The organism is Nitrosococcus halophilus Nc 4 (genome assembly GCF_000024725.1).
GTDB lineage: Bacteria > Pseudomonadota > Gammaproteobacteria > Nitrosococcales > Nitrosococcaceae > Nitrosococcus > Nitrosococcus halophilus.
Window position 1 is genome coordinate 3750498 of sequence record NC_013960.1, and the last position, 21296, is coordinate 3771793.

General features: G+C 51.6%; 19 protein-coding genes. 5 read left to right on the forward strand and 14 right to left on the reverse strand.

The window, feature by feature from the left end; all coding sequences use genetic code 11:
- Positions 1–164: 164 nt before the first annotated feature.
- From NHAL_RS17655 to NHAL_RS17665, 3 genes are all read left to right on the forward strand, one after another.
- The gene (locus NHAL_RS17655; protein WP_013034513.1) at positions 165–1319 is read left to right on the forward strand and encodes an RNA-guided endonuclease InsQ/TnpB family protein; all 1155 of its coding nucleotides are present in this window, start codon (positions 165–167) and stop codon (positions 1317–1319) included.
- A gap of 262 nt (positions 1320–1581) precedes the next feature.
- Positions 1582–1860: a type II toxin-antitoxin system ParD family antitoxin gene (locus tag NHAL_RS17660; protein WP_013034514.1), complete on the forward strand. Its 279-nt coding sequence runs from the start codon at positions 1582–1584 to the stop codon at positions 1858–1860.
- 21 nt (positions 1861–1881) lie between these two features.
- A complete protein-coding gene (locus NHAL_RS17665) occupies positions 1882–2169 on the forward strand; it encodes a type II toxin-antitoxin system RelE/ParE family toxin (protein ID WP_013034515.1) in 288 nt (95 codons plus the stop codon).
- Between the two features lie 466 nt (positions 2170–2635).
- Here NHAL_RS17665 and NHAL_RS17670 read toward each other — a convergent pair whose 3' ends face one another.
- From NHAL_RS17670 to NHAL_RS17715, 10 genes are all read right to left on the reverse strand, one after another.
- Positions 2636–3598 (reverse strand): peptidylprolyl isomerase, encoded by a 963-nt coding sequence (locus NHAL_RS17670; protein ID WP_013034516.1) that lies wholly within the window; start codon positions 3596–3598, stop codon positions 2636–2638.
- A 637-nt stretch (positions 3599–4235) separates the two neighbouring features.
- Positions 4236–4850, reverse strand: coding sequence for a hypothetical protein (locus tag NHAL_RS17675; RefSeq protein ID WP_013034517.1), 615 nt, complete (start codon positions 4848–4850; stop codon positions 4236–4238).
- Positions 4851–5146: 296 nt separating this feature from the next.
- Positions 5147–6565 (reverse strand): hypothetical protein, encoded by a 1419-nt coding sequence (locus tag NHAL_RS17680; protein WP_013034518.1) that lies wholly within the window; start codon positions 6563–6565, stop codon positions 5147–5149.
- Positions 6566–6707: 142 nt separating this feature from the next.
- On the reverse strand, positions 6708–7082 hold the full coding sequence (locus NHAL_RS17685) for a hypothetical protein (protein WP_162010834.1): 375 nt from the start codon (positions 7080–7082) through the stop codon (positions 6708–6710).
- A gap of 332 nt (positions 7083–7414) precedes the next feature.
- Positions 7415–9676 carry a type II secretion system secretin GspD gene (gspD, locus tag NHAL_RS17690; RefSeq protein ID WP_238985389.1) on the reverse strand — a complete coding sequence of 754 codons (2262 nt, stop codon included), beginning with the start codon at positions 9674–9676 and terminating at the stop codon, positions 7415–7417.
- 239 nt (positions 9677–9915) lie between these two features.
- Entirely contained in the window at positions 9916–10515 is a 600-nt protein-coding gene (locus NHAL_RS17695; RefSeq protein ID WP_013034521.1) for a pilus assembly protein PilZ, read from the reverse strand.
- Complete coding sequence (gene gspM / locus NHAL_RS17700; protein WP_013034522.1) at positions 10496–11101, reverse strand: type II secretion system protein GspM; 606 nt, start codon at positions 11099–11101, stop codon at positions 10496–10498. The genes NHAL_RS17695 and gspM overlap by 20 nt, the downstream gene beginning before the upstream one ends.
- Positions 11098–12216: a PilN domain-containing protein gene (locus NHAL_RS17705; RefSeq protein ID WP_041355168.1), complete on the reverse strand. Its 1119-nt coding sequence runs from the start codon at positions 12214–12216 to the stop codon at positions 11098–11100. The genes gspM and NHAL_RS17705 overlap by 4 nt, the downstream gene beginning before the upstream one ends.
- Before the next feature lie 363 nt (positions 12217–12579).
- Complete coding sequence (locus NHAL_RS17710; RefSeq protein WP_013034524.1) at positions 12580–13464, reverse strand: type II secretion system minor pseudopilin; 885 nt, start codon at positions 13462–13464, stop codon at positions 12580–12582.
- A gap of 12 nt (positions 13465–13476) precedes the next feature.
- Positions 13477–14196, reverse strand: coding sequence for a prepilin-type N-terminal cleavage/methylation domain-containing protein (locus NHAL_RS17715; protein ID WP_013034525.1), 720 nt, complete (start codon positions 14194–14196; stop codon positions 13477–13479).
- Between the two features lie 148 nt (positions 14197–14344).
- Between NHAL_RS17715 and NHAL_RS17720 the strand changes: the two genes are divergently transcribed.
- A complete protein-coding gene (locus tag NHAL_RS17720) occupies positions 14345–16537 on the forward strand; it encodes an O-linked N-acetylglucosamine transferase family protein (protein WP_013034526.1) in 2193 nt (730 codons plus the stop codon).
- Between the two features lie 38 nt (positions 16538–16575).
- Positions 16576–18015, forward strand: coding sequence for a hypothetical protein (locus NHAL_RS17725; protein ID WP_013034527.1), 1440 nt, complete (start codon positions 16576–16578; stop codon positions 18013–18015).
- 119 nt (positions 18016–18134) lie between these two features.
- Here the strand turns inward: NHAL_RS17725 and NHAL_RS17730 are convergent, their stop codons facing one another.
- From NHAL_RS17730 to NHAL_RS17745, 4 genes are all read right to left on the reverse strand, one after another.
- On the reverse strand, positions 18135–18533 hold the full coding sequence (locus NHAL_RS17730; protein WP_013034528.1) for a DUF2304 domain-containing protein: 399 nt from the start codon (positions 18531–18533) through the stop codon (positions 18135–18137).
- Complete coding sequence (locus tag NHAL_RS17735) at positions 18526–19227, reverse strand: glycosyltransferase family 2 protein (protein ID WP_013034529.1); 702 nt, start codon at positions 19225–19227, stop codon at positions 18526–18528. The genes NHAL_RS17730 and NHAL_RS17735 overlap by 8 nt, the downstream gene beginning before the upstream one ends.
- Before the next feature lie 239 nt (positions 19228–19466).
- On the reverse strand, positions 19467–19796 hold the full coding sequence (locus NHAL_RS17740) for a c-type cytochrome (protein WP_013034530.1): 330 nt from the start codon (positions 19794–19796) through the stop codon (positions 19467–19469).
- 342 nt (positions 19797–20138) lie between these two features.
- Complete coding sequence (locus tag NHAL_RS17745) at positions 20139–21230, reverse strand: glycosyltransferase (protein ID WP_013034531.1); 1092 nt, start codon at positions 21228–21230, stop codon at positions 20139–20141.
- Between the last annotated feature and the right edge of the window lie 66 nt (positions 21231–21296).

The following is a 21296-nucleotide window of genomic DNA, read 5'->3' on the forward strand; positions in this document are numbered from 1 at the left end:
AAAAAGATGAACGCTTCCCTAACCATTGCCGCAAGCGTCCACCCTTGCGATATGGCTTTGAGCCAATTTATGAGTTCTTCAGGATTACAAATGCTTGTGCGCTTCATTTTGGTTTATGATAGGCGTATAAACTGATTATTTTTGACGGACATTATCTTACCAACATGCTCCTAGCGCACAAGATTGAGTTAAGGCCCACCGTGAGCCAGGCCACGTACTTAGATAAGGCGTGCGGGTCTAAGCGCCATTGCTATAATAAATTGCTGGAGCATTTCTCCAAGCCTGAAAATAAATGGAGCAAATCGTCTGCCTATCAGCACTATATCCAGGTTATCCGGCCCGAACACCCTTGGTATGAGGAAATTTCAAGCCGAGTGACGCGCAACGCCATTGATGACCTAGAGCATGCCTTCAAGCACTTTTTTAGTCGGGTGAAGAAGGGAGAGAAGCCCGGTTTTCCTAGTTTCAAGAAAAAGGACGTGAATGATAGTTTTGCCCTACGTGAGCGGACTAAATTTGAGGTCAGGGGCCGCAAGCTGAGAATCGAAAAGCTGAGCACTCTTATCCCAATGCGCCAGCGGTTGCGCTTTGAGGGAACGCCTAAGCAAGTGACTATCAGCAAGCGAGCGGGAAAATACTTCGCCTCTATCTTGGTGGACACGGAAGACTACAAAGACTATAGCCAAAACAGAGCGCCTTCTGTGGGCGTTGATTTCGGTGTTAAATCACTGGCCGTGACCTCGGACGGTCAAGTTTTCCCAGCCAATAACAAATTAAAGAGGAGTCTTAAGAAGCTCAAGCGATTGAGTAAAAACCTATCCAGGAAGCAGAAAGGCAGCCACCGTCGAGCGATAGCCAAGCAGCGGTTAGCCAAGCTCCACCACCGGATAGTCCACCAAAGGAGAGCCGTGCTCCATGAGCTGAGCCATCAGCTGACGGCCAGCTATGAGCGGATTGCCCTAGAAGATCTCAACGTAAAAGGCATGGTTCGAAACCGTAAATTAGCCCGGTCAATCGCCGATGCAGGATTCGGCATGTTGCGGCGGTTTATCGAATACAAAGCCTACCTTCGCGGCTGTAGGGTTGAACTGGTGGATAGGTTTTTCCCCTCCAGCAAGATGTGCTCAGGTTGCGGCCAAATTCATGACATCACGCTGGCAGATAGAGCGTTGGCGTGTGATTGCGGATTGACCATAGACCGCGATCTCAATGCCGCGATCAATTTAAATCAGTACCGTCGGGACACGCTCAAGCCAGACGTTAAACGCACACCAGAGTCGAGTAAGACCGCTCTAGCGGCGTCGGTGTTGACGGTGTGAATAAGGCTAGGTTTTCAGCGATTATCCTAGGCTTTTATGAGCGGCTTGCTAAACTCCCCACCACGTATAGGAACCGGATTACCAGCAACACCCGGTTTGACGGTAACCTGGACCTCAACGCCCTGATCAGCACGGTCACAAGCCGGTCAATTCAATTGCGAAGCCCAGGAAACGGGCAAATGATTGCGGCTTGTTTCGGCCATCCACTTGCATTGGACATTGGTAGGAATAATTGCTACCTTAGAGCAAGGAGGAATTCATTATGCCGAATGTTGAAAAACTCAGTATTGCGCTAACCCCGGAGATGGCGGGGGCCGTTCGTGAGGCGGTGGAAACCGGCGAGTACGCCAGCAGCAGCGAAGTCGTGCGCGAGGCGCTGCGGGATTGGAAACGCAAGCGTCTCTTGCAGCATCAGGAAATGGAAGAGATTCGCCGTCTCTGGCAGGAAGGGCTGAGCAGCGGCCCTGGCCGCTTCGAGAGTATCGAGGCGATCAAAGCCGAGGGGCGCTGCCGGTATGAAAAAGACCAGGAAGCGCAATAACCCTTTTGTTTCGAGGGACGCATGCCGGTTTTCAAGCGTACGGCGCAGGCGGAAGAAGACCTCATTGAGGTCTGGATGTATATCGCTCAGGAGAATGTGGCGGCCGCCGAGCGGCTGCTGGATGAGATTGACGCGAAATGCCGCTTGCTTGCCGAGCATCCTCGCCTGGGTGCGGCCCGTCCCGATATTGCGCCTGAGCTTCGTTACCTGCCCATAAGCAACTACCTGCTCCTTTACCGTGAGATTGACCAAGGCATTGAACTGGTTCGTGTCGTTCACGGCGCGCGGCGGCTGGATCAGCTTTTTTAGGGCTTAGCCCTAAGTACAGGACAATTTCGAGGATTGATTTGAATAAACAGATAAATAGGGAGTGAATTGAGGGGTTGCAGGAGATAGCATGGAGGTTTGTCGCCAAACAAGCCTTTGTACGAGACTCTGCCATGGAGCACATCAATTCACTCCACCGAGAACTTATACTAATCCCAAAAATTAACGCTCTTCTCTATTCCTTCTCCCCTGGAGGGAGAAGGTTAGGATGAGGGGGTCAATAAAAAATGTTATTAATTGGGATGGGTATTAGACCACATCTCTGGTTAGAGCCAGGGTTTCGACGGATGCGCTGCGCTTATCCGCCCTACGTTCAATGCACAACGTGTAGGGGCGGCTTTTAGCCGCCAAAAACGTCCGGGAGCAAATCGCGGCTAAAGCCGCCCCTACCCTAATTTTCAATAGCCTTGAACAACCCCGGGACCCAGGGAGAAAGCAAACTGAAAGATCAATCCCCAGAGTTTACCGCAGACCTGGCCTCTGGGTTCCGCTGTCCAGGAGACTCCTGCTTCAAATTCTGCAAGGCTTCCCGATTCATCTGGATGCCTTCGGCATTTCGAATCTGGTTAAGATGGGTTTGCACCACCTTATTCAGATAGGTTTCTTTTGCTTCCTGAACCAGTTTTTCCTTAACCTGATCAAAGGGCTGCACCTGGGCAGGTTGCCGCTCCTCTAGGCGGATGATATGAAATCCAAACCGGCTTTTTACCACCGGGCTAATGTTCCCTGGCTGTTTCAGGGCAAAGGCGGCTTCTTCAAAGGGTTTGACGGTTTTGCCCCTGGCAATAAATCCCAGATCCCCTTGGTTTCGTTCCACGGAAGGATCTTCCGAGTACTCAACCGCCAGTTCTGCAAAGGGCTTTTCTTCTGCAAGAGCCAGTTTGCGCACTTTTTCTGCCAACTGTCTGGCTTCTTCCTCGGAACGCTCTTCGGCTTTGATGAGGATATGGGAGACCTTGACCTGTTCCGGCAATTGATACTGCTCTTGATTGGCTTGATAACGTTCCCGAGCCAGAGCTTCAAAGTCTGGACTGGCCGCCAAAGCCTGCTCCCGCAGATGTTTAAGACGCGCCTTCCCTAGCTTTTCTTCCACTGCCAGCGCTATCTGTTGTCGCAACAAGGGATCTTTGTCCAAACCCAGTTCTCGGGTCTCTTGGGCCAGCACCCGATAAACGAAGAGTTTGTCCAGCAATTGGTGGATGCGCTTGCCGCTGGCAAGGATACCAGCATGGTGCTGTGCGGGTATCTCGGCCAATTCCGCATCAAAATCTGCCTGGGTAACGGTGATCTCCCCCTGCTGAATCAGCACTTTCTCCCCCGAATTAGCGGCTGCTCCTGGAGCGGCTACTGCTAGTAGCCCCAGGAACAAAGTTAACTCTAAAAACCTTGAACCTAGTAAAAAATAGCGCATAAGCTTCCACCATTGAGTTATTTTATATCTTCGTATCAATTAATTCCTGGCTCCGGCATGGAGAAAGGCCAGAAATCCGTGCTAGTGGGGTAAGTCACCGTCAAATCTATTAAATTTAGTTGCTTATTGCTACTTATTTTACCTTCGAGCTTGCTGCTCTTAAAAGGCGGGAATAGTAATACCAATTTCATGTAATTTTGCATTCTATAGATTCAGTCTAAACAATTACTTGAAGCCTCAATAAATTGCATTCTTTAACTAAATTGGTATAAGACGATACCATTAATCGTACGAACATATCCATGCTAAAACCAAAAAAAACTGCCCCTTAGAGGGGACAGGTTTCAAATAAAACGGGGCGGGGATAAAATTTTCCTAAAACTTTTCTGATCAATACTTCGGAACTTCGGACAGTTTTTATTCAAAATGCTCAGTGAGCTACCCGACTTTCCGACCCCCCTCCGTAACTTACGGAAAATACTAAATTAAAATTCTTGCCAGTTTAAAGCCAGGATTCAAAAAGACCGAAAAATGAGTAACTTAAAAATAGGGGGTCGGAAAGTCGGAGCTACCATTCCGAGACGAATAAAATGCAAGTTAGGAGTACTCCTAACTTGCGTTTTATGCTGATTATATATTACGGCCGTACAAAAAATGCACAGTCAGTATCATCCGGGCACGTATCTTGGGCTGTTCTCATATCGAAATGCCGGATATTAAGCCAATAGGTCTGGTCAGGATCCAAGGTACAAAACCGCGGATCCTCCGAACGGTTCCCAGTAAAGTCCACTAGGATTCGACCATTCAAGGCCTCTTTAGAACAGCCGGGTGTAACATCAAAATTTCCTGGGCAGCTGCTGACCACGACTAATTTGAGGGGGCTAGCGCCCTTGGTGCTTTCCGCAAACTGTAATTGTCTCATATCAAATCCAACACTCTGCCGGTTAAAGAACAAAGCGACGGCTTCATTCTGCCTGATCGTGTAAGGGGTTATAACAGTAGGTAGAGCTTCCTCCATCACCGTCAACCCATTCGGGAGAGGGCAGCCATCCCCGATGGGAGGAGGATCTATAGGGTCTTCTGACTGAGGTGGGGGGGGAGGAGGATTCCCTGGAGGAGGTGCAGTGTCGTCCGCTATGATTTCAATTTTACTGAAATCTGTAAGCGGCTTACCATCTACAAATATCATAACTCCACTGCTGTTTTGGGCCGTTATCAAGGCCGCTAAAGCTAAAAAATATCGACTTCTCATCTAATTCTCTCCATGCTAAGAGAAATACTTTACTAATCCAATTAAATATAATAGGAGAAACTTCCTCTAAGGAAGAAATATCTCACCTTTTAGCTTTAAACCTAATATCCAAATTGAGGCATTAGGCCGGGAAGTTGCCTCACATAAACCACGTTATCGGCCATAGTAGTGCTAGCTTTTGGGCACAAATCGATAACACCATCCCAATTTATCAAACTAGCCCAAAAAAAGAGCGGACGCCCCCACCAGGCCGTCCGCTCATCGATTAAAACAGAAATGGAAAGCGGTAATCTAAGTTACTGAGTTTGAACTCCCGAAATTTGCCGACTAAAGGCATGCTCAAATAATCCGCCGTAGTTAGTGAGTACCTCATTACTAACGCCATTCACATATTCTTGGACTGCAAAGCCAATGACGGGCAAACCGATAAACACATTACCCTCTTCGCTTACCAACTGATGGTCTGGATCGGTAAACGTGAGCCGCATCCAGCCGTCATTACCCACCGATGAGGTATCGACATTTAAACCCAGTTCAGAACCCAACACATCCTTATCGTTAAAGCTAATGACATTGGTCTCCCAGCACAATGCATTTCCTCCGGGCGGCTGCGGCGAGAAGTCTAACCCCCCTGTCTGGGGTCTCTCCTCCCGGTTCCAAATGGCAAGTCCCACTGGCTCACAGGCTCCTCCCTCCATGAAGTTTTCAGTAAATGGAGGAGTAGGTGCTGGTGCTGAACCAGTATCCAGGTCTTTAACAGAGATATGGAACCGCTTGGTGGGGAAAGTAATGACCCAATCGGTTGCCGCATTTATATCCGGATCGGTCACAAAGTGGTTCATGACAGAATTGTGCATCAGCACCGAACTAGCAGAATCTAACCCTCTTGACCAGAGCGAATTGACTACCGCGGGGGTACCCTGCTGGGATATAAATACATCGCTCAATGTATCCGCATCTTCAAGAGAGGGGATTAATGTACCCGGATCGGTATGGAAAGGAACGATAAAGAAATTATCCAATGCAGTAGCCTGGTAGCTGTAGGCAGCACCTTGCGCCACATTGATGATAAGACCATGGCCAAATAGCCCCCCAGGGCTCGAAACGATATTAGTACTAGGATTTGTTGCCCACACACCACCCGACCAGGCCTGCTCAAGCACAGAACAATCTGCCGGCACATCGCTCACATGAGTTGCTGCGGTAGCTGGATTAAAAGCGGTGGGATCGCCAGGATTTGTGTCTGTAACCACCCCCATTTCAATAATTTCCAGATGTCCCTCTCGGGTCCGGTTCAGGGAAGTATCCTCTCCATCGGCTTGGTTTCCCACATATGTGAAGTTCCGGAAATCCTCTCCATCTTCCGAAATTGTAGGCACGGTACAGGAGTTATCGTTTGTTATCAGCCTGGCACCTGCGTCGGTACGGACCACCGCACCTGTCCACACATCAAAAGGGGAAAGGTAAAGGTTAAAATCCAGAACCTCCCTAGTATTCTTACCCTCCAAAAAGCGCACTTTAACGGCCTTGACCTCATCCCTAGTGTTCACCAATGATATCAAGGTATTTTGGCCGTTTCTCACTGTATAGTAGGGATAGAGCAGCACTTCCCCTAACCCATCAGGATTCACATTTACTGCATGGGCAGTATTCAGTACGCCGGCAGAACCAGCGAGTGCCAGCGAAACGGCCGTGGCCAATTTCGTTTTTTTCATCACATTCTCCTTTTCTTTGAGTGTCACGAACCACCGAACAGGACCTAAACGGAACTTAAGAAGTTAGCTTAATAATTCGCCTAAGGCAATTGATTCTTTAATAATCTCTCCCTATAAAATCAATAAGACCCCATAAATTCACTTAATCTTTTGGAAGAAACCACCACTCCCCCTCTACCTGGGTCCACTTTTCCTTAACGGGGCTTTCCCCTTCGTAACTCTCCACCCTTGGACCTACATAGCGATAGCGGATGTTGACGGTCACCTTGCATGCTTTATCGGCACAGGAAACATTCTTCAAAGTAGCCTCTTTCCACTGAACCGCTTTACCGATACGAGCCCGGTAAAGCTCAAAAGAGTTCACAGCGCGATAGCCAGGACTCAAGTACTCATAGGCCCGATTGAAATCTCCCTGGATTAGGGCTTGCCACCGCTCTAGGGCCCGGCGCCCCACCTCCTCTTCGGGAGGAGGAGAACTACAACCACTTAATCCAAACAATAGCCCGATAATTGGCACAACCAAAAGAATTCTTGAATACGTTGGAAGAAACGTATCAGCGAAAAATAATAGACTCTGCAAGGATAAGAAGCCTCCCTATTATTTTAAGTCTTCTGTTTTTCAATTTCCTAACTTAGCGCTGATTTAAATACAAAGAGTTAGAAGTTACTTTTTATCCTAAAAGCTAACTTTATTTAGCAGAGAATAACTCCGCTAGCAAGCAACTTCAATACTCAATTGTATGTCTTTTTTGTCAAAATGAAACAAAAAAGACAATATGTTGCATGAAAGCAACAAAATCACCCAATTTATTAATTTTTATGCATATTTCATGCCGACTATATTTCTCACTACAAGTGATTGCCCTTGGTCGAAGGGGATATTTCTTCTTCGTTTACCTTTTGGGGGGCAATCCCTCCCATCTCCTCCGCAACATCCGACGCATTCCTAAGCTTCTGGCGAAATTCCTCTGTGACTAGGCGGGCTTCGTGCTGGTCACGCACTACCCGGGGGGTCATGAGAACGATCAATTCAGTGCGCTGCTTGTCTCTCGTAGTAGAGCCAAAGAGGGGACCGATGAAAGGCAATTTATAAAGAAATGGAACTCCACTGTCAGTGAAACTATCCCGATCCCGAATCAGCCCCCCTAAAACAATGGTTTCACCGCTTTGCACCGTGACCACGCTCTCAAAGGTGCGCTGCAAGAAAGTGAAATTTTGGATATCCGACCCTACGGTTACTGGATCGCCCACATCGGTGACTTCCTGTCTGATTTCCAAGGTCACCCGACCGCCGGCGTTCACTCGCGGAGTCACCGTCAACAATACCCCGGTATCCCGGAACTGAACCTGTGAAGTCAAAGTATTGCCGGTCCCCGCTAGCCCTGCTGTTTGACCGGTGAGTATCGGAACCTGATCCCCCACCCGGATCGCCGCAGTCTGATTGTCAAGCGCCAACAACTGAGGAGAAGAAAGAACATTGAGCTTGCTGTCAGAGGCCAATGTGCGCAGCAAGGCACGGACGATGCTATCATCCGTCAGGGCGTAGGTAAATCCTCCCCCCCCTAATAGACCCTCAACGCCCTGGAGGAAACCATTATCACCCACATCGGTGCTGAAATTGACGGCGCCGGTACCCGTGAACTCGCCCACCTCGTTTCGAAAAAACCACTGCAATCCATACTGGAGATTGTCGGTCAACTGTACCTCGGCAATGGTGGCCTCCACCAGCACCTGACGGGGAGGAATATCCAACTGGCGGAGAGCGGAAAGGATCTTGTCGTAGTCGCGGGAGGTGGCGGAAATCAGTAATGCATTATTTTCCACATCGGCAATGATACGTACTTCCTTCTCGTCAGCATCATCATCAGCACGACTAAGCTCAATGCCTGCCGGGCTGGACGCCTTCGACTTTTTATCCCCCTCTTTCGCTTCAGCCTGAGCCTGGGATACTCTGAGATCCTGCTCCTGGGGTGCGCTGGACTCCAACACCTGGGACGCCCTGAACCCTCCTAGCTGGGATGATCCAAATCCCCCCGTCCGCGACGAGCCAAAGCCTCCCGTCCGTGATGAGCCGAGGCTCCCTCCTCGAGATGTTCCAAGCTCCACTGCCTCTCTTCCCGGTGCTACCCGCGCCGAGGAGGTGGCTCTGCGCCCCCCCCCTTGTCCAAAAGCTTCTTGCAGCAGTCCTGCCAAATGCTCTGCCTTGCCATTTTGAACTGGATAGACATAAAGACGTTCGACCTCCTCGTCTTCGCCCCGGTCTAGGCGCTCTATCCAAGTTTGAGCTTCTTCCAGATATTTAGACTGGGAGGTAATGGCCAAAACCGCATTAAGGCGTTCAATGGGGACAAAACGGAACATTCCCGCTAGCGGTGTGGCCGCCTCGGGTCCCAACACCTCATTTAATTCAGTCACTACCAACTCGGCATCCGTGTATTCCAATTTGTATAACCCCACCGACATCCCTTCCAGCCAATTCACATCAAAAATATCAATGGTCTCTTGCCACTGGGCTAATTCTTGGCCCGTACCGGCCAAAATAAGCAGATTCCGAGCTGGATCGACACGCAGAATTGCTCCTTTAGGGACGAAAGGCTCAAGAATTTGTTGCATCTCCGTGACCCCAATATAGCGCAGGGGCACAATACGCACACCATAGCCGGAGGCGGACCCTGCGCTTCTTAAGCGCGGAGACAGATTTCCTTGAACAGCCTGATTGAGGGGCACCACCTTATTCAGCCCTTCGGCTCGAACCAGAGCCGCATTGTTCATCCGCAACAGGGCTTCGAGGGTAGGCATTAAAGCGTCCTTGGGCAGGGGGCGGCCGGTCTGGGCAGTCACCGTTCCCTGAACGGCTTTATCAATGACGTAATTCTCCTCCAGAATATCGCCCAGTATCGTTTTCACCACTTCACGGATATTGGTATTCTCAAAATTCAGCAGAATTTCGCCTTCCAGCATTTCAAAGGTTCGCGGCTTACTCGCCACCTTACGATTGATAAAATGATCACTGCCAGGATAGAGTTCAGTACTCTCCATCGCGTCTTTTTCTTCAGGAACTGGCGCGACTTCGAGTTCAGTGGCTTGGGCGGTTTCAAGACCAGATGGCAAGCTTTCCTCCTTTTGCTTATCCTTGCCAGAGGAAGAAACCATAGGTGCGTGCGCCTTACCGCTAGTGGGAGCCGTGGGTTGGGTCCCACAAGAGCCTAGGAAGAAAACCCCTAAAATGCCCAACCAAACCGGTAAGCGCCGCCCATTTTTTTTCTTTTCTCGCAACTAAATACCCCTAAGTAAGAACCAATTTTGCATTGGCCATTTATTTTTCTAGTCCGCGACCACCCAATGTGCCGTCAATGCCGCCTTCTTCGTTGAGCTTGGCGCGCCGCCCGCCTCCTTTGGGATAACTTCTGCGTCATTGGCTCAAAATTTCGAACCAATTCTAATGCTTCTGAATGACCATTATTATTAAACAGAACACTATCAGGAAAGATCCGAACGATTTGCCACCCTTCTAATTTTTCTCCCTTGCTGACCCGCAAACTCTTATTGTTTTTAATGTCCTGCAAAAGAGCGACCGTTTTTTTCTCAGTCACAACGACCCCGTTGAGGACAAACAAGTCCTTAACGGAAACTTGCGGCTGTTGGGATTGTTCAGCCGCTTGTTGCGCCTCGGATTCGCTTTCTTCCGGGTCGGGGGGACGGCGACTGGGCCGAAAGAGCGGGCGGGCCACAGTTTCTTCATAATTATCTAAAGGGAGAAGGGCGACATCTCCTATCGGCTCTCGCTCCGGGATCAAATTTGAAGGATGAGTACTTGAATTGGCGTCGTTCTCCTCCTGCTCAAAGCGAGGCGGATATCGCATCTCCAAAGCAATGACCGCCAACACCACGAGGCATAAACCCGCCAACAAAATCGCCAGCGCCTTATGGTTAGGCTCCGCTAAATGCACCGCTCCCCCGCATATATCCGTAAAGCTCAAAGCTAATCGTCAACTGGGTTTCTTCGATGATGGTACGACGATCATGCCGGCTACGCCGCCGGATCTGACGGCTGCGTACTTGCAGATCATCCACGAACAACAAGGGCCGCCGCGATTCCAAATCATATAAAACCTTTTGTAAAACTTCCGTATCGCCGGTCATTCGCACGCTGATCCCCACCCGGGGAAAGGGCTCGTTCTCAACCAATGGCAAACTTTGAGTACTCACCAGAACGCCATCGCTGGATTCCACCACTGTTTTAACTCTCTTCCGCAACTCCGTAGCCGCTAACGGGGCGGACTGTTGCTCCAAATAATAAGCGTTTGCGGCCTGTTCCCGACGCAATCGATTGAGCTCAGCCTCCAATGCTGTCCGACTAGCGATAATCTGGTTGTACTTCTGGAGCCGCTGCTGCATGGAAGCGATATTTTCTTGATAAAACCTATGCTTGGCAATGACAGGCTGGACCAGGACAAAATAAGCCATCAGCAGGACAAACAGTAATAAACCCACCGCGGTCGCGCAATGCCACTTCTTCGACAATTGCAGGTTCATAGGGGCAACGACTCCAACTTTGGAAGCTGCGCGGTAATATGGAACCGGTCCCGGCCAGTTCTAGCATTGGTCGTCACCGGGGAGCGAAATTGAACATTTTGAAAATAGGGAGACGCTTCTAAAATAGAGATCAAGGCCGATGCCTCGGTCGCTTCCCCCCGAACTTCAATTTTGCCCCTGGTAAAATCAAGCTGTTGAAGCCAGATCCCATCCGGTAGAATCCGAGTTAGTTCGTATAAGAACTCAACCGCTGAAGGATACTGCTCCTTCTCCTTAACCAAGAATTCTGAAGCCTCAATCGCTTCCTCCAACCGTTGGCGAATCGTAATGACCGCCTCTGCTTTTTGCTGAGCAGCGGACACCTTTGACATCAAGTCGATCACCACCGTCCTTTCTTGCCACAGGGGAAACAGGATCGCCGCTCCCGCGCAAACCATAAACAGTAGGCTAAGCGCCATGTTAATTCGTGGCAGGGCCCTAGATCGAGAGGGGCGCTTTTCTTCCGGTAGCAGATTAATGCGTCCCGTACCGACGCCGGCGACATCCACCATAGTCGGCTGTAGTGCCCAGTGGGACAACCGTTCCAACCATTCGTCGAGGATGCGCCGGGGAACCACCACCAACCTGACGGTAAGATGGCGGGTCTCTAAGCTGCGTTTTATCACCTCAAAATCGTAGTAGACCTGGTTGGTTGCAAAGGGTGTATGGCGCTCCATTTCAAAGGCCAGTACCTGGCGTAAATTCTCTTCAGCCGCCAGAGGAAGGGTGATGGGCTTTGAGAGCGTTTGCTCCGGCGGTAGGCGAAATACCAGCACCTTATCCTTCCCTACAAGGGATTCATCCCCCCACTCTACGCCACTAAAAAAGCCAAGTTCTTCCCTCGATTCGCCTCGCTCCCGATGGACTCGTACCCCATTTCCTTGTGGCTCCAACACTAGTCTCGTGGTTTCGCGCCAAAATAACTGCCGCACTCCCCCAGGAAGGCAACAGAGCAGCCCTTCTCGCCACCAGCTCAAAAAACCACTGATATTGAGGGACGATAATAAATTCTTAGAAAGGGCTTGAGCCCCCATTCCCTGGCGCCTGGATTGGCGTTTCGTCGCGTTAGCACTCATTGAAAATTAAGAAACTGTTGGAAAACCCCTTTCGAGTCGGCTGGATTAAGGCGTGTGAGCACCCTAGCCACCAAAATTTAGGGCCTTAATGGTGGGACCCTCTTTCAAGCTTGGGCTAACCTTCGCTGCAAGCAAGGTTTTCCAACAACTTCCAAGGCTAATCATGAAAACTCCCTTTTGCCCGGCGAACCTGCCCGGTAACTAAGGTGGAATAGGGATCACAAGTATTTATACGGCAAAGCCTTACCGTGGCCTCAGATGCCATCATACTTCCATAGACAGGGGTGTCGGCTTTGAGCCTTGAATATGCCCAGCAAGATCGCCAACCATCTCAGGCCGATGTTAACATCAGTCGAGGGATACTTACAGGCTTTCTCTCCATTCGAGCACCGAATAAGGGAGGGAACCGCTCGTGCTAGAGCCGGGAGATATCACGGCCTCTATCATGGCCGCCCCGCCTCCTTCTGTTTTAGCCTCAGCGCGCACACTATACGCCAAACCTCCAGCCTGGGCCAGATATCCCCCTCCAACCGGAGGTAATGGCGGCGGCGCTTCCCCCAATGCCCGTCTTACTCTTCGCTCTTCAAGATAAATTTCAATCAACTCAAAATCGATCCCAGGGATTGCCAGAAGAACCCCCCTTGGCGCGACGGCAGGATCAATCCCGGATTGCTCCGAATATAGGGTTAAAAATTCCTCAATGCGCTGATATAGCTCCAGGGAAACGCCTAAAACCTGCTGCAACTCCGTAATATCCTCAAAAGGACCGTCCTTAGCACCATAGGGTAATCCCGCGGCCAGGTAGTCCTCATCCTCTGCCCCTTGTAAGCGAGGCACATCATCCGGGTCACGCCAATCCTCAATGGCGTCCAACAAGGGATCCCGTTCCTCTTCAGCCACACCCGCGGCCCCCAACAACCCGCCTAAAAGTTCCCGGCTGGCGGTATTCAAGTCAATCAAACCGCCGACATCCCGAACCGAAACCCTCACCGTCTCACCTCCGAATTTCCACCGATAAGGGATACCATCCGGAGAAAAACGGCGCATTTGCAGAGGGCGCAAAAGGTCAAGGGCGGCATAAACGACACCCGCCTCTGCCAAAGCCCGAGCCTTCGCTCGCCCGACTAGGTTAGCCGCAAGCGTGGACTCAATGCGCAAAGTGTAAGCAAAGTTACCGGCAATGACCGCTAGCAAGGTGACAGTCCATAACACCACCACTAGCGCAATCCCTCGTTCAGCAAAGGACACAGACGGACTCCCCTATTGCATTGCGGGAGCAGGACCAAAATCAACTCGAAGGCGCCGACCAGCGCCCCCTCCCCGACCATCTTGCGGACTGGACTGAATACCGGCGATCAGTTCAGGCCATTCAGCTTCCTGGGTGCGGACTTGCAGGCGGACTAATTGCGGCGGCCGCTGGGGATCCTCCCAGCGCTCATGCCACTCTGGCGCTTCCCCAACCGCTTCCTTACCGAAATAAGAAAAGGCGATTTCTTCCACGGCCTCCAGTAATACTTCCCGTTCCCGGCCCTCCTCTTCCAGTCCCTCGGGCCGATAAGGCCACCAATTCATCACCAAGTGGGACTCCCCCCCCTCTTTCACCACTTCAAAAGTAATCCAATACAAACCGCCAAGGCCCAAGCGGGTTAACAGGGGCGCCACAAATTGCATGCCCTCCGAAGTGCCTGCAAAAGTCATCACCTGACCCTGTTCGGGATCATTAAAAAAAAGCAATTTTTGCTCTCGAATTTGGCGCCGAAATAACCCCTCAATGACTCTCTGTTTCTCGACTACCGCTAACTTTTGCTCGGCAGCTTCCCAACTGCGGGTTGAAAGGCGCAAGCCACTAAATAGAATCACCAACATCATGCCCACCAAGGTCATGGCAATCAGCAACTCCACCAGCGTAAACCCCTGGCAGGAATGGGGGGCTTTACTTCCTGATTCATATTGCGGTAGGCCCAATCTTAGAGACGCCATATTAAAATTCCAATAGGGGAAAGACAGAGAAATACCGGAGTAATCCGCGGGCAAATTTGGGTAACGGGGCTCAGCATACCGCCTTTATCTAGGTGAATTAGATTAATATAGAAAATTCCAGTTTGGCACAGGGGTATAACTCAAGATCATGGGCATAGAGGAACGGCTAGCACGAGCTCGTAGGTTGCAAGCAAGAAACCGCTTCCACGAAAGCGCTCAACTCTATACCCAAATTCTAGCCAAGCATCCCAACCATCCCGATGCTCTGCTCGGCCTGGGCAACGCCGCCTTGCAAAATAGGGACTTCAACGGGGCGGTCCAATGGTTAGAACGCCTCCTCAAGGTTGTCGGCCCTAAAAAGCAACTATTGACTACCCTGAGCACGGCCCACAGTAATTGTGGCTCCCGCTTGTTCGAGACAGCAGCACTGCCATCCGCCCTGACCCATTTTCAGCGCGCCCTAGAACTCAATTCCCATAATACACTCGCTTGGCGTAATTTGGCGCTCACCCAGCTCCAGCTAGGGGAGAGCCAGGCCGCGGTGGTCAGCGCCCGCCAAGCAGCCCTCTTAGATCTCCGTGATCATGAAGCCCACTTGTTGTTGGCGCGGGCACTACTGGCGAATCACCAATATCCGGCAGGACTTGGCCTGCTCCGTATCCTATCAAATCTCCCCTTGCCTGATGAACTCGCCATCGGTGTCGCCGAGCAATGGCTGCTTTGCCATCAGCCCGATCCCGCATGGGCGCTGCTAGAACGACAACGCTCTCGCAGCATGGACCCCAGCGCCTTGGCCTCCCGGATCATGAGCTTGGCTCGCCGCCATGGAGAAAATTGGCAAGCAGCCCAATGGCTGCGCCGCTGGCTTAAGCAAAATCGCGCCAATGAGAAGCAGTCTTTGGATTTCGCACGAACACTGGCAAGAGCCGGCGAAGCTCACAAGGCCGTCATCGTGTATCAAAAGGTGCTGGCGACCCATCCCAATTCGTGGCCGGCAAAACTGGGGGCGACCCTCACCCTGCCGGTTGTCTATGAGGATGCCCGCCATTTGGCAAGGGTGCGTGACCGCTTTGCGAAAAGCCTTGAGACCTTAAAAAACTGGCAACCGACCACTCCCCCGCTTCTGGAGGATTTGCTCTGGTCCAACTTTTTACTAGCCTATCAAGGTCTTGACGACCTATCCCTGCAACGGGATTACGGTGACTGGTTGCACCACTGGGCTAGCCGTGCCCAAGATAGCCCTCCTCAAATTGAACCGGGAAGATTGAGACCACGCCGCATCGGCTTTGTTTCAAGTTCTTTCCGGAACTGCACCGTGGGTCATTACTTTGGCCGCTGGCCTGGGGCCTTGCGCCAAGGGGGATTTGAGGTGAGGGTCTATCAATTAGGCCCCCACCGGGATCATCACACCCAGACGATTGCCAATTCAGCCAGCAAATTTTGCTATTTGAACCGGGATCTCGCTTCCTGCGCGACCCAAATAGCCGAAGACCAATTAGACGCCCTCATCTATCCGGAGCTTGGCATGGATGCCCGGGTGTTGGTGCTGGCAGCCCTCCGGTTAGCCCCCTTCCAGGGCTGCGCCTGGGGCCATCCTATCACCAGCGGCTTGCCGACAATGGATGTCTATTTTTCCTGTGCTCCCATGGAACCCCCCGAAGGGCGGAACCACTACCGGGAACGACTCGCCCTCCTGCCTGGACTAGGGACGAGTTATCCTGCGCCTCCCCAGCCACCGGCGGCAAGCCGGGGAGAGCTGGGCCTGCCAGAAAACCGCACCCTCTACCTACTACCCCAGTCACCCTTTAAGATCCACCCGGATACCGATGCCCTTGTGGCCCGAGTGTTGGCTGAAGACACCCAGGGAGTGCTGATATTATTTGCCGGCCAGGATCGTCGGGTCACCGACAAATTGCTCAGCCGTCTCCGGGCCGCCTTAGCCCAGGCGGGCGCAGACCCAAAACGCCAACTGCTATTGCTACCCGTCATGACACGTTCGCGCTACTTGCAAATCAATCGCTGCTGCGATCTCATGCTCGACCCGCCCCACTGGTCGGGAGGAAACACCGCGCTGGATGCCTTGAGCACCGGACTGCCCATCATGACCCTCCCCAGTGCCTATATGCGGGGGCGGCAAAGCGCGGCCATGCTGACTTTGCTGGAGCTACCCGAGCTGATTGCCCTTGATAGGGAAGGCTATGTCACCCAAGCCCTCCAATATGGCCGGAACAAAGCGGCAAACGAGACCTTGCGCGGACAAATTCTCACCCGGCAAAAACGCCTCTTTGAGCAGAAAGAACCCATGAAAGCGCTCACAAGTTTTTTTCACGGTTTAAAATAGCCCTTTCATTACGCCATATGATCGAGTGATTGCCCCCCATGATCCCTCTCCAGCTTTTTACCGCGCTTTTTCTCCCCTGGCTACTTGGTATCGCTTGGTTACGCCTGGGGTGGCGCCAGACAGCAAGGGGCACGGGGCCCCTGGTGCTTGGCTACGCTTATTTATTGGGCATTCTCTTCACCACATTGGTAATGCGCCTCTGGGATGCGGTGGGGCTAAAGCAAGCTTTTTGGCCTCTCGCAGGCTTACTCTTATGCTTGACCCTGTTGGGATTTTGGATGGGACGCCACCTTCCTTGGAAGGAGGGAGGACACACGGCTCCCAGCATCACCCGTTCTCAGAGTCCCTGGCAAAAAGGACTTTTTGCGCTACTTATTGCCCTTCTAGCCATCCGCTTCGCCAGTTTAGGCCTAGAAATTCTTTGGCGTCCCCTCTACCCCTGGGACGCCTGGACCACTTGGGCGCCTCGGGCCCAGGTCTGGTTTGCGCTAAAGGAACTGGTGGCTTTCGTTGACAGCGCCACCTGGCTCCACAACCCCAGCAACGAAATCTATACCATTCCGGCCTGGCACTATCCCAAAACCGTCTCCCTTATCCAACTCTGGATCAGCCTGGCCCTGGAGCGATGGGATGATTCGTTAATTAGCCTGCCCTGGCTACTCTGCGCCGGCGCCCTGGGGCTGGCTTTCTACGGACAGCTCCGCTACTGGCGTCTAACACCGCTGGCTAGCCTTCTTGGCGCCTACTTACTACTGTCTCTCCCTCTGCTCAATACCCATATCGCCCTTGCTGGCTATGGGGATCTGTGGCTCGCAACCACCTATTCCCTGGCCGGGATGGCTTTTTTACAGTGGCTGCGCACCGGCGATTCCCGGCAAGGCTGGCTGGCGCTGCTGCTTGTCCTAGCCTGCCCTCTGCTTAAACGGGAAGGACTTATCTGGATACTCACGTTTCTCCCTCCCCTCCTTATTGTCCACCTCTCCTTTAGGGCAATGCTATTTACAGGCGCGGGAGGATTGGCAGGCATGGTTGCTTGGTATATGGCTGGAGGAATCCGTATTGGAGAACTCGAAATCACTCCTGATCTGATTCAAATTCCTTCCCTAGGCCGCTTTGAGCTGGCGCTGTCTCCGGTCTGGGAACCGTTCTATCAGAATCTATTCGTGATGGGGAGCTGGAATCTTCTCTGGTACCTGGTCATCGGGGTATTGGCCCTCTCTGCCATCCGCATCCTCACCCATCGCCAACTCTTTGTTGACTTCACTTTTATCGGCAGTGGCTTGATTGTGGTCTTCGTTACTTTTTTCCTGACCAGCAATGCTGCTTGGGCCGAATATTACACCAGCATCAACCGGATACTGCTTCACTTGGCTCCGATCCTTTTGTTTTATATTCTGGTATTACTTCAGCAAAACTATGCCGGAAACGGCCCTAGGCCTTATTCCGGCCTACCTGCTAAGAGAGGCGAACCCCAGTAGGCCGGAATAAGCGTCAGCGTTTCCGGCAAAAATCTGGATTCTTTACCACCAATACACAAAAGGCACTAAGAACTAACCTTGCACTCCGGCAAAAATTCCGCCGGAAACAGCTCCAAACCTTATTCCGGCCGACTAGAAAGCACCTTCCCCCCGTCCTCTTCGTGGGCTTGTCGGGTTCGCTGGGCTTTTTCCAAATCCGCCTCAAGTATCGCTAGACGCTGAACCAGCCGACGCAGTCTGCGCTCCTGCCGGGAACGTTCCAAGTCCATGGTTAGGACCTTAAGCAGCAACAACCCCATCCCCAACACCACCGCCAAAATAGGGGGATAAGCGACACCAAAAAAAGGGGCCACCTTATCGAACAACCCCGGAAAAACCCCCAGCACCACTACCGTAGTAGCGACAACCAACCACCAAACAGCATAGGGGCCATGTAAATGATCACGGCGCACCAGGAAGAGAATTAAACCCGCAATCAAGACCCCAATAAAGGTGGATGTCCATTGGTAATCAATCATCGCTGTATGCCTGCCGCCGCTTCCCGTTCATCCCTACCTTAGCTAGGCATAAGATGCTCGTTTGCAGCATATATTTTCCAACGATCAACCAGGAAGGAAATACCCGTGAGCCACCATAATCCCGCTCACGCATGGAGACCGGAACCTCCTTGATACGTAGCCCAGCACGGCGTAATAGCAACAACACCCCCACATCCTGATAATCAAGCAATGTTGCCTCGGAAGAAGCGAGCACGGCCATGGCGGCCTCATTATAGGCACGGAAACCGGAGGTCAAATCCTCAATCCCCAACCCCGTCAACTTCCGAAAATAAGTCCAGGCAAGCCGCCGAGCATGGCTGCCCCGCCCAGTGCAGGCGCCAATCACCACATCCGCCTCCCCCGAGTCTAGGGCTATAAACAGGGAAGGAAAGGCCTCCGGGAGGTGCTGGCCATCAGCATCCATAGTTAGCACCTGCTTGTAACCGGCTTTTAGGGCATAGCGGATACCTGCTTGGGTCGCCCCCCAAGCCCCTAAATTGCAACTAAGGGAGAGGACGGTAGCACCAGCAGAACGGGCAATCCCGGCTGTTTTATCAGTGCTCGCATCGTCAACCACCACCACTTCGCAGGCCAAATGCCTCTTTACTGCCCCCACGATGCTGCCAATCGTCGCTGCTTCATTGTACGCCGGAATTAAAACCACAGAGTTCACTAAATCCTCGCGTTATCGTGCCTACGTGCGCTTAAGCACCGTCATGACAGGCTACGACGAGACGTTAAATACGCGCAAGAGCTATATAAGACCACGGTTTTAAAGCCTGGCAATGGCAGAGACGGCGCGAACAAACCTATGAGATTTTCATAGATTCTTAGCAGCAGCAATTGGCCTCGTTGACAAAAAAAACGCCAGCAAAAGCTGGCGTTTTTCCCCTTGCTTCAGGAAAGCCGAACTTACTTAAGGCTCTCCACAAAGGCTGCCAAGTTTTCGATATCGCTATCGCTCATAGCCGCTGAAACTTGGTTCATGATGGCGCCAGGTCCTTGACCCTTCCGATCACCACTCTTGAAAGCATGAAGTTGCTCAGAGATGTAATTGGCATCCTTACCTGCCAATACCGGAAACATGGCCGGGTTAGTGCTCTGGCCTTGCGGTCCGTGGCAAGCCGCGCATCCTTTTTGCGCATAGAGTGCCTTGCCAGCTTCGGCATCACCAGCCCAAACCGAAACCGAAGAACAAAACATAACAGTACCAGCTGCCGCTAGCAGAACTTTTTTCAGCATTCTTTCTTCCTCCACAATCTTAAATGAACAAAATTATTAAACGTAAATCCTTATAAATTTTGTTACTTTTGGGTGCCTTAAACACACCGCAGGCGATTCTGGCTGAGAGTGGAACCAATGTAAAGCAACCATTCCGTCAGGCTGACTCCTTCCTATTCTCAGCCACTCCCTCACACGGCAAAAAGAAGATTTATGTACGGGATCTTCTGATGGGACCGGTAAGATACTCGGAAGGGGGTTTGGGAAAATAATACCAACATCCCAGGATACCGTCCATAAGGTTCTAAGTCCACTGGCAACGCTTCGCTTACGCCGGCCAGAGAATAAGTCTGGATGGACCCTTTAATATTTCAATACCGCTCCCATTTTCTCCAAAAATATTTCCTTATTAAATCTCCGTGCTTGCCTTTCACAGGCTTCTCGCATCTCCAATGCCCGCTTCGGAGTAAGGGTTTGGACGGCAGAGATAATCTCCATGGGCGTCGGATTGGGAGGCATCAATAGCCCTGTTTCGCCATCAATGATGGTTTCCAATAACCCCCCTTCTGCCACACCTATCACGGGTTTACCTGCCGCCATGGATTCCACGGGGGACATGCCAAAGTCTTCATCTTTCGGAATGTAAAGAGTCGCAATGGCATTGCCCAGCAAGGCGGATAACTGATCCTGTCCCGGCCAACCCACAAAATGAATATTGCGGGCCCCCTCGGCCATATGCCTAAGGCGAGGTAAATCACTCCCCTCGGATACCACCACCAAGCGCTTGTCCGGCATCTGCAAAAATGCCTGGATAATGATATCAACCCGCTTATGGGGTTCAAGCCGAGCAAGCGAAAGGTAATAATTGCCCTGTCCTTGCCATCGGAATCGTTCTATCTCGCAGGGGGGATAAATGACTATCGTCTCCTGCCCCAAATAGTGCCGATACTTGCGGGCAACGCACTCCGAATTGGCAATCACCAAATCCATCTGGGCAATTGCCGCTTCATATCGAAGTTTGCTATAAGCAATCAAGGCCTGAAACGCCGGTTTCTGCCACCATGGACATTGCCCAAGATAATAATCCTTAAGATCATAGGCGAACCGCAAGGGACTGGTATGGCAATAGAGAATATTACGCCCTTTATGGTGATGCACCGCTACAGGCGCATAGACACCACTGTACAGCACCACTTCATAACGGGATAAAAATGCCGTACGAGAACGGAAAAGCCTCATGGTTTTCAGGGCGCGCCAGGCTGGAGACCGGGCTATACTTCCCAGCTCTATGCATTTCAAACCCACCATCTCCCCATCAGGAATCACCCCATGGTTACGGGCACCGACACAAAGGTCAAACTCTGGAAATGCCCGCGCCAACAGCAGGGTCACCCGTTCAGCCCCCCCTGGCACCTGCAAGAAGTCGTAGAGGATTATTCCTTTGGCCCGCGGCAATCCATTAACTCCTGAACATAGGCGAGAGTTTCCCGTACCTCCCGTTTGCAATCAAAGAATGAAATA

Excerpts from the sequence above, each read along its gene's own strand:
- NHAL_RS17725 (WP_013034527.1), top strand. The coding sequence starts at position 16,576 with ATGATCCCTCTCCAGCTTTTTACCGCGCTTTTTCTCCCCTGGCTACTT.
- gspM (WP_013034522.1), bottom strand. The coding sequence starts at position 11,101 with ATGAACCTGCAATTGTCGAAGAAGTGGCATTGCGCGACCGCGGTGGGT.
- NHAL_RS17670 (WP_013034516.1), bottom strand. The coding sequence starts at position 3,598 with ATGCGCTATTTTTTACTAGGTTCAAGGTTTTTAGAGTTAACTTTGTTC.
- NHAL_RS17715 (WP_013034525.1), bottom strand. The coding sequence starts at position 14,196 with ATGGCGTCTCTAAGATTGGGCCTACCGCAATATGAATCAGGAAGTAAA.
- NHAL_RS17680 (WP_013034518.1), bottom strand. The coding sequence starts at position 6,565 with ATGAAAAAAACGAAATTGGCCACGGCCGTTTCGCTGGCACTCGCTGGT.
- NHAL_RS17730 (WP_013034528.1), bottom strand. The coding sequence starts at position 18,533 with ATGATTGATTACCAATGGACATCCACCTTTATTGGGGTCTTGATTGCG.
- NHAL_RS17705 (WP_041355168.1), bottom strand. The coding sequence starts at position 12,216 with ATGAGTGCTAACGCGACGAAACGCCAATCCAGGCGCCAGGGAATGGGG.
- NHAL_RS17720 (WP_013034526.1), top strand. The coding sequence starts at position 14,345 with ATGGGCATAGAGGAACGGCTAGCACGAGCTCGTAGGTTGCAAGCAAGA.
- NHAL_RS17660 (WP_013034514.1), top strand. The coding sequence starts at position 1,582 with ATGCCGAATGTTGAAAAACTCAGTATTGCGCTAACCCCGGAGATGGCG.
- NHAL_RS17655 (WP_013034513.1), top strand. The coding sequence starts at position 165 with ATGCTCCTAGCGCACAAGATTGAGTTAAGGCCCACCGTGAGCCAGGCC.
- NHAL_RS17665 (WP_013034515.1), top strand. The coding sequence starts at position 1,882 with ATGCCGGTTTTCAAGCGTACGGCGCAGGCGGAAGAAGACCTCATTGAG.
- NHAL_RS17740 (WP_013034530.1), bottom strand. The coding sequence starts at position 19,796 with ATGCTGAAAAAAGTTCTGCTAGCGGCAGCTGGTACTGTTATGTTTTGT.
- NHAL_RS17675 (WP_013034517.1), bottom strand. The coding sequence starts at position 4,850 with ATGAGAAGTCGATATTTTTTAGCTTTAGCGGCCTTGATAACGGCCCAA.